This is a genomic window from Amycolatopsis lexingtonensis (assembly GCF_014873755.1).
Taxonomy (GTDB): Bacteria; Actinomycetota; Actinomycetes; order Mycobacteriales; family Pseudonocardiaceae; genus Amycolatopsis; species Amycolatopsis lexingtonensis.
This window is the reverse complement of the sequence record NZ_JADBEG010000001.1, coordinates 9674107-9684176: the sequence shown is the minus strand read 5'-3', so window position 1 is coordinate 9684176 and position 10070 is coordinate 9674107. Positions and strand designations below refer to the sequence as shown.

Below are 10070 nucleotides of genomic sequence, written 5' to 3'. Positions count from 1 at the left end.
GTCACTGTAGCTGGCCGTTTTCCGGCCCCGGCGGGTCCGAACGGGGCTTGATCCTGGCGATCCCGGCGTCCAAGTCCACGTCACGCCACGGAGGCGCCCCTTCGGCGTCCTGCTCGACGAGCATCGACATGGTTTCCCGGTGTTCCAGCTCACGCCGCTTGGTGCCGTAGAGGAACGCGGTCGTCTACTCGATGTAGGTCGCGGACAGCCGAGCCTTGAAGCGCGAGCCGTCCTTGCGCGGCCGCAGTTCGATGGCGGCCATGACCAGCAGGATCACGACGCCGCCCGGGAGCGCGAGCCCCAGCCAAGTACCCATGCCGAGCGAACCGGATGACCGCCGGTCAAGTTCCCGGCCGGGGGAGAAACTTTTCAGCGGCCGGAGAGGCGCAGGTCAGGGGCGCGGTGGTGTCTTGAATGAGTCATTCAGGGCGCTGGAGGTCCTGAATGACTCATTCAAGACACGAGGCCCGGCCGCCGTGGAGGCCGAGCGAAGCAGGACTCTGATCAAATGTAGTAGGTGTGCTACATTCGATCGCATCAGTCAGATGGGGGTGACGCGCGATGAGAGATCCGGCGGATCCGGTCGTCCAAGTGCGCAGGCTACGCATGCGCTACGGGGCGAACGACGTGCTCCACGGGGTCGAATTCGAGGCCTACCGCGGCGAAGTCGTCTGCCTGCTCGGACCCAACGGCGCGGGCAAGACGACCACGATCGAGATCCTCGAAGGCTTCCGGATGCGGTCGGCGGGCGAGGTGAGCGTGCTGGGCACCGACCCGGCGCACGGCGGGGAGGACTGGCGGGCGCGGCTGGGGGTCGTGCTCCAGTCCTGGCGTGACCACGGGAAGTGGCGCGTCCGCGAACTGCTCGGGCACCTCGGCCGGTACTACGCGCCGTACTCGACGCCGTCGATGCCGCGGCCGTGGGACGTCGACGAGCTGATCGGGGCGGTCGGGCTCACCGAGCACGCGCACAAGAAGCTCAAGCAGCTCTCCGGTGGGCAGCGGCGGCGGCTCGACGTCGCGATCGGCATCGTCGGGCGGCCCGAGCTGCTGTTCCTCGACGAGCCGACCGCGGGCTTCGACCCCGAGGCGCGCCGTGAGTTCCACGACCTGGTGCACCGGCTCTCCGACGAGCTCGACACCACGATCCTGCTCACCACGCACGACCTCGACGAGGCCGAAAAACTGGCCGACCGGATCCTCATCCTCAACGGCGGCCGGATCATCGCCGACGGCTCGGCCGACGAGCTGAGCCGGCGGATCTCCGGCGAGGCCGAGGTCCGGTGGAGCGTCGGTGACCAGCGCTTCGTGCACTCGACGACCGAAGCGACGAAGTACGTGTACGACCTGTTCAAGCAGCACGGCGAGGCGGTCGCGGACCTCGAGGTCCGGCGGGCGTCGCTGGAAGACACCTACATGACGCTGGTCCACCGCGCCGAGACCGGCGGCGAAACGGAGCTCGGCCTCCAGGAAGCGGGTGCGCGATGAACGCCAAGAGCGCCGCGTTGCGCACCGGCCTGGCGCGCGGCTGGATCGAGTTCAAGCAGACCTGGACCAACCGGGACGACGTCGTCGGCCAGCTGGTCTTCGTCGCGCTCTTCCTCGGCGCGCTGTTCTTCATGCGCAACGCGACCCTGCCCGGCACCGGGTTCTCGCTCGGCGCGGCCACCGTGCCCGGCGTGCTCGGCGCCGGGATCGTGTTCAACGGCTTGAACAGCACGGCGGGCTACCTCGCCATCGACCGCGAGGACGGCACGCTGCTGCGCGCGAAAGCGACACCGAACGGCATGCTCGGCTACCTGGTCGGGAAGACGGTGGCGGTCGCGGTCGCGCAGGTCACCTCGATCCTACTGGTGCTGGTCCCGTGCCTGTTCCTGTTCGACTCGCTGGCCCCGGACGGCGGCTGGTCGTACCTGCATCTGGTGTGGGTGCTGGCGCTCGGGCTGGTCGCGACCCTGCCGCTCGGGGCCGCGCTGGGGTCGCTCACCAACAGCCCGCGCTCGATCGCGCTGATCACGCTGCCGATCATGGGCCTGGGCGCGATCTCGGGGATCTTCTACCCGGTCACCGCGCTGCCGAGCTGGGTGCAGGGCATCGCGCAGGTGTTCCCGATGTACTGGCTGGGCCTCGGCATGCGCTCGGCGCTGCTGCCGGACACCGCGGTGGTCGTCGAGATCGGCCAGTCGTGGCGGCCGTTGCCGACCCTCGCCGTGCTCCTCGCGTGGGCCGTGATCGGATTGGCACTGGCTCCGGTCCTGCTCCGCCGCATGGCGCGGCGCGAAGCGGGTTCCTCGGTGGCCGAACGGCGGGAGAAGGCCATGCAGCGTGTGGGGTAGTGAACCTTATTCAGCCGTCGGCCGGCGCAAGGGTCACCGTAGGTGGGCAAGCTGCGGTCCGTGGCGCCGTCCTTACCAGAATAAGGTTCAGTGATGAGTGAGGTCGTCTACAACCGGATCGCGATGCTGCGCGCCGAGCGGTCGATCTCGCGGCGCCAGCTCGCGGACGCCCTCGGCGTGCACTACCAGACGATCGGCTACCTGGAGCGCGGCGAGTACAGCCCGAGCCTCTACCTGGCGCTGCGGATCGCGGAGTTCTTCGAGGTCTCGGTGGAGGTCCTGTTCTCCACGAAACCGTTCCCCCGCCTGGGAGAACGCTCCGCCTGAGCCGTCAGCGGCGGAGCAGGTGGGCCGCCATGGCGAGGACCGCGCCGGCCGCCACGCACAGCGGGCTCGCCGCCCCGAGGGCCGCGCAGGCGGCACCGGCGGCGGCGAGCACGGCCGCTCTCGCCACCACGGCCCAGGACACGACCTCGCTGCCGAAGCAGCCGCACGGCACGCCCGGCCGTCGCACGCGCAGCACGCCCGCGTACCCGGCGAAGGCGGTGTAGAGCCCGGCCTGCGCGAGCAGGGCGGGTGCGGCGGCCGCCGGGGCCGCGAGCAGAGCCAGCAGCACGGCGGTGCCGATCAGGACCTCCGCGCCCGTCGTCAGCGGGGCGAACACCGGGGGCAGCAGGCGGTGCGCCCGCAGCACCGCGCGGTGTTCACGGTGACGCACGACGTGCCCGAATCCGGCCGCGAGCAGAAAAATCGCGCCGGCCGCGGACAAAACGGTCATGACCGCCGACCAGAAAATGCTCACGGGTCCCACGGTATTCGCTGACAAAATTGCCGTAGCCATTTGGCGGCAGCCGCACCGCCCGTTGGCCGAACAATCGTGACCCCGGCCGAAATCGTCGGTTAGTCTCACGAGACGGAATACCCGCCGAAGCGGAGGTCCGATGGGGAACCAGACACTGCGGTTGACGGCGCCGGGCGGCGGCCGCGTGACGGTCGGCCTTTCCGCGCGAGCTCCGGTTTCCCACGTGGTCGCCGGCATCCGCTTCGTCGGCGGCTCGTACGGCACCGGCTTCCAGATCGGGTCGCGCGGCTACCACGACTTCGCCTGCACCCGCGTCGCGCCGGCCCGCACCCGCGAACGCCTGCTCGTGCACGGCCGGGAGGTCGTCGTGGCCGAGGCGGCCGACGGGCAGTCGTCCGTGGCCACCCTGCTCGGCGACTACCACGAGCTGATGACGGTGTACGCCGGCCCGGCGCCGCACCGCGACCGCGTGCTCGGCCTGTTCGGCTCCCTGAACATCGAGGACCGCGTCGACGGCATGGTCGTCACGCCCCGGCCGGCCACCCTGCTCGACCCGGCCGGCGAACACCTGGTCGTCGTGGTCCGCGACCACGGCTCGCTGTCCATCCCGGCTCCGCGCGAGGCCGCCGCGCTGCTCCCGGCGCACGCGGGCGCGCGCACGAAGCACGGCGAGGTGTGGCAGACGAACACCCGGTCGTTCGTGCTGGGCTGCCCGGCCGGCGTGGCCGAGGTCCACCTCGCGGACTCGACGGCGACGACCGACCGGGAGCGGCTCGACTGGCTCGACGAAATCGACGTCGGGTGGCAGCGCCGATGACGACCTCGACCGCGGTCCTGCTGATCACCTGGGCGGCGATCGCCGTGCTCTTCTTCGGCCTCGCGGCGGTGCTGCGCGAGGTGCGGCTGCTGCGCGGGATCGTCACCCGGACGTCCGACGGCTTCGTGGCCGCGCCGCCGGACGTCGACCTCGGGCCGCGGTTCGCGAGCCGGGTCGTGGCGGCCGTCGACTCCGGCTGCCCGCTCTGCCTGACCGTGGTCGACCGGCTGGCCGAGCTCGACGCCGGCACGGCCCTGCTGACCCACGAACCGGCGTCGGTGTGGCAGGGCCTGGCCCGCGGCCTGCCAGTGCTCTCCGACGCCGAGGCGTGGCGTTCGATCTCGCACCTCGCGCCGCCGGTGCTGATGCTGACCGACGGCACCGGCCGCGTCCGGCGGCTCCAGCTCCCCGTCCGCGCCGGCGACGTGGACACCACCCTGGCCGGCTGGGCCGGTCCGAAGGCAGGAGGCGATGTCGGTGGCACTCGAGCTGGCGCGGATTCCGGAGCTTGACCGGCCCGGCCCGGAAGCCGTGCCCACGCGCGCGGGTACGAAGCTGCCCGGGGCCGGGACCCGCCGGACGTTCCTGCGGGCGCTGGCGCTCGGCGTGCTGACGATCGGCGCGACCGCGCTCGACTGGTCCGGCCTGTCGCGCCTGCGGCGGGCGAACGCCGAAGTCGGCCCGAACGGCATGCAGGGCTGGGACCGCAACGACTGCCACGACGCCTACGCCACCGGCTACCCGGAGCTGCTCGACACCAGCGGCGCCTACGTCAACACCTATGCCGCCTGCTTCGGCGGCTACTGGCGCGGCAGCACCTACTGCGAAGCGGGCTGGCACAAGTACGGCACCTGGAACGAGAACGGCGTGCAGGTCGACCACCAGCCGCTGTCCAACACCTGCGGCCAGACGATCGCCAAGAACGCGTGGCGGTGGACGACGCCGGACAAGCGCGTCTACCGCTGTTCGGACGGGTTCTCGACGTTCTGGGGCGACGGCAGCACCGGGCAGACGTACCTGACCATCTGCCGGGCCGAGCTCTGACCGCGGCGCTGCACCGGCGCCGCTGGCACCCGCTGACCGTCGCCGCCGGGCTGGTGGCCGCCGCGATGGGCGTGGCCGGCGCGGCAGTGCTCGCGCCGCCGGGCTGGCTGCTGCCGAGCGCGTGGCTCGTCCTGTGCGCGGCCGCCGGCTTCGCCACCAGCGGCTCCGTTTGAAGCCGGAACTCGGCCTCCGTGCTGAGCTCGCCGGTCTGGCGGGGCACACCGACACTGGCGTTCTGCGCGGGACTCGTCTGCGGGGGCGCCCTCACCGCACTGGTGCTCGTGGTGGCGGGTTCACTGCTGCGCGCGCCCTTGCCCGTGGCCGTCCGCTGGGGCGTGGTGGCCGCGGCGCTCGTGGCCGTGCTGCTGCGGGAGACCGGCGTGTGGTCGTTCCGGCTGCCGGAGAACCGGCGGCTGGTGCCCGACACCGTCTTCCGGCTGGGCCGGCACCTCGGCCCGCTGCAGTTCGGGTTCGAGATGGGCACCGGCGTGCGCACCTACCTGCCCAGCGGCCTGCCGTACGTCGCCGCGGTGGCCGTGGCGCTCACCGCCCCGCTGCCCGCCGCGCTGGCCGCGGGCGCCGGGTTCGGGCTCGGCCGGGCGCTGATGACCACGGCGAACACGCGCTACGACACCGAAGGCGGCTGGGACGGCGAGTGGCTGGCCCACCGCCGGGTCCTCCGGCTGCTGACCACCGCCGCCTTCGCCGTCCCGCTCGCCGTCGTCACCCTGCTGACGTTGTCCGGTACGCCCTGAGCACGGTCTGGGTGACGCTGTTCCCTTCGGTGTCGCGGGCCGTGATGCGCAGCGAGACGAAGCTGTCGCCCGCCGGGTTGCGCACCAGGGCCAGGCCGCCGTCGCCGAGTCGGACGGCGTGCGCGTCCGCCCACGTCACGCCGTCGTCGGCGGAGGTCTCGACCCGCAGGTCCGCGAGGCGGAACGCCCCCGCGCCCGGCTGCCGCTGCGCGGTCAGGGAGAGCAGGAACGGCCGGCCCGCCGGGGCCCGGCTGTCGTCGTCGAGCGCGCCCTGCGCCCGGACCACCATGAGCGGCGGCGGGACGGCCGGGCCGGTGTCGCGGAACGTCCACGCCACGTCGACGTGGGTGCCGAGCACCGACCACGGCACGCTGCGCGTCGCCTCGGACCGCAGGGTGAGCGGGCCGCTTCCGTCGGGCACGGTGAACGCGCCGAACGCCGGGTCGGCCGTCGTACCCAGCACCGCCCCGCCGCGCGACAGCGTCGCCGTGCCGGACAGGCCCACCGGTGGCGCGCTGTACTGCTCCGGGTCGCTGCCCGAGACGATCGGGATCGCGTAGGTGAGCTGGTCGCCGGCGCGCAGCACGCCCCAGCCGTCCCGCGGCGCGCCGAACGCGGGCCCGACCGGGCCGCTGTTCCAGTCGGCGCGCTGGGCGCCGGGCCGGTAGGTCCGGTAGGAGAACTGGTTCTCCGAGTCGGTCAGTTCCGGCGGGTACACCGCGAGGATGTGCTGCCAGCTCACCGGCCCGGGCGTGTAGTACTCGGTCCGCCGGCTGGGCAGTGTGTGCGGCAGGATCTGGTACGCGCCGCTGTCGGCGCCCGGGAAACCGAACGACGCGTAGTCGACGCGCAGGCCGTCCGTCACGCCGCCCTGGGTCCGGTAGCGGGCGTCGACCACGGCGAGGTCCTTGTCCCGCACCCGGAACACCGGGTCGGCGGGTACGCGGCCACGTTCGAGCAGCGCCAGCTGGTAGACGTACCCGGCCGGATCGGCGCCCGGCTCGCGGGCGGCCAGCGTGGCCCGGAAGAACAGCGCGTAGGTGTGGTCGGTGACCCGGTCGCCGGAGCCGGCCGCGAACAGCTCGTTGCCCGGCTGGACGAGCCAGGCGAGCGTGCTGGTGCGGTCGCCGGCCGGGTTCCCCGAGACCAGGCCGAGCTCGCCCGACTGCAGGTGCGCGTCCGGGTGGTCGACCACCGCGCGCACCGGCTTGCCCGTGCGGGCGTCCAGGGTGAACGCCGTGCCGCCGGTGATCGCGACCCCGGGCTTCGACAGCAGGGTCACCGCCTGGCCGGCCACGTCGAAGGCGTTGAGGTCGTAGGTGCCCTTGGGCACCCGGACCACGGCCACGCCGTCGGACCCGATCGGCCGGACGCCGAACGCTTCCCCGGTCGTCGTGCTGACGAGCTTCGCGATCCCCGCGCCGGGCCCGCCGTTCCGGTCGATCAGCCGGACGGTGACGTCGTAGCTCTCCCGCTCGAGGGCGGCGCCGAACGCGGTCTGCACCGCGATTCCCGGCGCCGTGGCGCTCAGCCTGCCGCTGTGCGGGCCGGTCGCCGCCGCCGTGGGCCGGAGGGTGACGCCGACGTCGGCGGTGCCGTGGGCCGGGACCACCACGGTGGGCGCGGCCGGCGTGACGAGCGCGTCGGAACTGGTGAGCGCGAGGGTGACCGCCGCGTCCCCGTCGTTGCGGTAGGTCACGGTCTTCGTCGACGGCGTGGTGTGCGGCCAGGCGAAGAAGCCGTAGCTCAGGCTCCCGGTGGTGGCGGTGACCCGCTGGGTGACCGCGCGGGCCGCGTCCACCCGGCCCGCGCCCTGCCCGGGGACGTCGCCGGTGGGCTGCGCGGTGCTCGTCAGCGTGGGCTTGAGCCGGCCGGCGGTCCAGTCCGGGTGCTCCTGCCGCAGCAGCGCGGCCACGCCGGCGACGTGCGGCGCCGCCATCGACGTGCCGGACAGCCGGGCGTAGTCGGCGTCGACCGGCGCCGCGTCCCCGTCGCGGGTGCCCGCGGCCCGTGCCGAGACGATACCTTCGCCGGGCGCGGACAGGTCGGGCTTGACCGCGTAGTCGCCGAGGCGGGGCCCGCGGTTGGAGAACGGGCTGGTGACGTCGGCCGCGGACACGCTGCCGACCGCGAGCGCGGCGTCGGCTGCGGCGGGCGCCACGACCGGCAGGGGTTCGGGCAGGTCGAGCGTCCGGTCGTTGCCCGCAGGAGCGACGAAGAGCGTGCCGTACTGCGCGGTGAGCGCGTTCACCGCCTGGGACAACGGATCCGTGCCGTCGGTCGCGTCACCGCCGAGGCTGAGGTTGACCACCGGAACCTGCGGCGCGAGCCACTCCATCCCGGCGATCACCGCCGACTCCGGGCAGCCGTAGGCGACGCAGACCTTGCCGCTGATCAGCTTCGCGTCCGGCGCCACCCCGCGGTAGCGGCCGCCGGAGGCGGCGCCGGTGCCGGCGATGATGCCCGCGACGTGCGTGCCGTGGCCGAGGTCGTCGCTCGCGTCCGGCCGGGTCCCGGTGAAGTCCTTGGCGGCCACGACCTTGCCCGCCAGGTCCGGGTGGTCGGCCTTGACGCCGGTGTCGAGCAGGCCGACGGTGACGCCGCTGCCGGTGTAGCCGGCCTGCCAGGCGGCCGGGGCGCCGATCTGCGGCACGCTGACGTCGAGGGCCGGGGTGGCCAGGCCGTCCAGCCACACCTTGCCGATCCCGGGCCGCAGCGTGCCCGGCGAAGCGGTGAGCCACGTCCAGAACTCCGTGCCGCGCCGCCGGTCCTGGCGCAGCGCCGCGCCCCGCACGCTGGGCAGGTCCCGGACGGCGGTGGCGGCCGCCGCGGCCGGCCGGGCCCCGGCGGCGTAGGTCATGATCAGCGGCAGGCCGGGCTCGGGGTCGGCCAGGTGCTGGCGCAGCAGCTCGGAGACGTCGAACAGGCGCGGGTCGAGCCGCCCGGCGGCCAGCAGCGGCAGCGCGTCCGCGGGCACCACGGTGACGTCGCCCGGACGCCCGCCGGTGCTCGTCTCGCGCAGGAAGCCGATCCCGCCGCGGCCCGCTCCGGGCTCGACCACGACCGCGGCCGGCCCGCGGGCGCCGGGCAGCACCCGCACGCGGTCGCCGGTGATGAGCGTGACCGACTGGCCGTCCGCGCTCCGGGCCGGTGCCGGTGCGGCCACGGCGGCCGCGGGAACGGGGAACGCCATTCCGGCCGCCAGCGCGATCGCCATCGCCTTCTTTTTCCGACGCACCAGGAGCCTCCCCGAATAGAGATCGGAATTGCCGCCGGTCGCGCTGCGAGCCCCCATGACCCCATTCCGGCGATACCGTGGAATGCGAGAACGACCGGCACCCGCACTTTACGGCGCGGGCATGTGATGTCAATCACCCGTCGCGGTCGAAAAAAAGTGTCAGGGTTTCGCGAGATCGGCTTCCGTCAGCGCCCGGACGACGTCCGCGCGCCGTTCCGGCGACTCCCGGACGGTCCGGCTCATCTCCACGTGCAGGAACACCGTGTCGTCCGAGGCGGCCATCTTGCCCTGGACGTTCGTCGTGCCTTCCAGGCCCTTGCACCGCTCTTCCCAGGCGCGGCACACGGCGAACCCGTCGGCCGTCAGCCGGTCGGCCGCGCGCCGGGCCGCGTCGCCGGCGACCGTGGCGCCCGGCGAGAGCACGATGTCGGTCGAGGGCAGGTTCTGGTCGTGGAAGCCGTGCAGCTGGACCTGCGCCAGCCCGCGTCCCGCGAGCGCGGTGGCCACGACGTGGAACACCGAATCCGTTTCGTGGGCGACGTCGGCGTGGCTGTCGTCCGCCTTGCGGTGCGCGCCCGCCACCAGCAGCACCGCGCCCGGCACCCGCCGGAACAGGTCGACGCCGAAGAGTTCCGTGCGCAGGTCGAACGCCGGGTGCGGCACCTCGACCACGAGCGACGGCGGCGCCGACCGGTCGATGACGTACATCCCCCACGCCCGGTCGGTGCCGGTCTCGTTCACCGCGATCGTGTACGGCCGCCCGGTCGCCGGGTCGACGCCGTCGCGCACCGAAAAGCCGAGCCGCTCGAAGTCCGCGGTGCCCCGGCGGTCCAGGACGGCGGCGAACCCGGTGGCCGCCGTACGACGTTCGTCGGATTTCGGTGAGCGGTACTCCTGGTCCGCGGACAGCCCGGAGGTGAACTTCGTTACCAGGGAATCCAAACCGGCCTCCGGCGCGGGCGGTGGCGGCTTCTCGTCGCCGAGGACCAGTACCAACGTCAGGGCCAGCCCCAGCGCGACGACCACGCCGACCACGCTGAGCAACGTCCGAGGCCGGCTGATCACCACACGGAGTGTA

Annotated in this window: 11 protein-coding genes and 1 pseudogene; 7 read left to right on the top strand and 5 right to left on the bottom strand. The window is 73.3% G+C overall.

Annotation, left to right across the window (positions count from 1 at the left end; all coding sequences use genetic code 11):
• Nucleotide 1: 1 nt before the first annotated feature.
• Nucleotides 2–160, bottom strand: a pseudogene (locus H4696_RS50495) (DUF6191 domain-containing protein); the annotation flags it as partial.
• A 24-nt stretch (nt 161–184) separates the two neighbouring features.
• Nucleotides 185–316 carry a hypothetical protein gene (locus H4696_RS50990; RefSeq protein ID WP_264086338.1) on the bottom strand — a complete coding sequence of 44 codons (132 nt, stop codon included), beginning with the start codon at nt 314–316 and terminating at the stop codon, nt 185–187.
• A gap of 245 nt (nt 317–561) precedes the next feature.
• Between H4696_RS50990 and H4696_RS44880 the strand changes: the two genes are divergently transcribed.
• From H4696_RS44880 to H4696_RS44870, 3 genes are all read left to right on the top strand, one after another.
• Nucleotides 562–1488 (top strand): ABC transporter ATP-binding protein, encoded by a 927-nt coding sequence (locus H4696_RS44880; RefSeq protein ID WP_086857809.1) that lies wholly within the window; start codon nt 562–564, stop codon nt 1486–1488.
• Nucleotides 1485–2336, top strand: a complete 852-nt coding sequence (locus H4696_RS44875; RefSeq protein WP_086857808.1) for an ABC transporter permease — start codon at nt 1485–1487, stop codon at nt 2334–2336. Before H4696_RS44880 ends, H4696_RS44875 begins: the two co-directional genes overlap by 4 nt.
• Before the next feature lie 93 nt (nt 2337–2429).
• The gene (locus H4696_RS44870) at nt 2430–2663 is read left to right on the top strand and encodes a helix-turn-helix transcriptional regulator (RefSeq protein ID WP_086857807.1); all 234 of its coding nucleotides are present in this window, start codon (nt 2430–2432) and stop codon (nt 2661–2663) included.
• Nucleotides 2664–2667: 4 nt separating this feature from the next.
• Here the strand turns inward: H4696_RS44870 and H4696_RS44865 are convergent, their stop codons facing one another.
• Entirely contained in the window at nt 2668–3138 is a 471-nt protein-coding gene (locus tag H4696_RS44865) for a MauE/DoxX family redox-associated membrane protein (RefSeq protein WP_086857806.1), read from the bottom strand.
• Between the two features lie 139 nt (nt 3139–3277).
• On the opposite strand from H4696_RS44865, the gene H4696_RS44860 reads away from it, so the two are divergent.
• From H4696_RS44860 to H4696_RS44845, 4 genes are all read left to right on the top strand, one after another.
• The gene (locus tag H4696_RS44860) at nt 3278–3955 is read left to right on the top strand and encodes a hypothetical protein (RefSeq protein ID WP_086857805.1); all 678 of its coding nucleotides are present in this window, start codon (nt 3278–3280) and stop codon (nt 3953–3955) included.
• Nucleotides 3952–4467, top strand: coding sequence for a hypothetical protein (locus H4696_RS44855; protein ID WP_086857804.1), 516 nt, complete (start codon nt 3952–3954; stop codon nt 4465–4467). Before H4696_RS44860 ends, H4696_RS44855 begins: the two co-directional genes overlap by 4 nt.
• The gene (locus H4696_RS44850; protein WP_086857803.1) at nt 4433–4999 is read left to right on the top strand and encodes a hypothetical protein; all 567 of its coding nucleotides are present in this window, start codon (nt 4433–4435) and stop codon (nt 4997–4999) included. The genes H4696_RS44855 and H4696_RS44850 overlap by 35 nt, the downstream gene beginning before the upstream one ends.
• A 191-nt stretch (nt 5000–5190) precedes the next feature.
• Nucleotides 5191–5754, top strand: coding sequence for a hypothetical protein (locus H4696_RS44845; RefSeq protein ID WP_086857801.1), 564 nt, complete (start codon nt 5191–5193; stop codon nt 5752–5754).
• Here H4696_RS44845 and H4696_RS44840 read toward each other — a convergent pair.
• Both H4696_RS44840 and H4696_RS44835 read right to left on the bottom strand, forming a co-directional pair.
• On the bottom strand, nt 5723–8992 hold the full coding sequence (locus tag H4696_RS44840; protein ID WP_086857800.1) for a S8 family peptidase: 3270 nt from the start codon (nt 8990–8992) through the stop codon (nt 5723–5725). The two genes, H4696_RS44845 and H4696_RS44840, sit on opposite strands and share 32 nt — an antisense overlap.
• A 159-nt stretch (nt 8993–9151) precedes the next feature.
• Nucleotides 9152–10057 (bottom strand): hypothetical protein, encoded by a 906-nt coding sequence (locus H4696_RS44835; RefSeq protein ID WP_249026898.1) that lies wholly within the window; start codon nt 10055–10057, stop codon nt 9152–9154.
• Nucleotides 10058–10070: the final 13 nt, after the last annotated feature.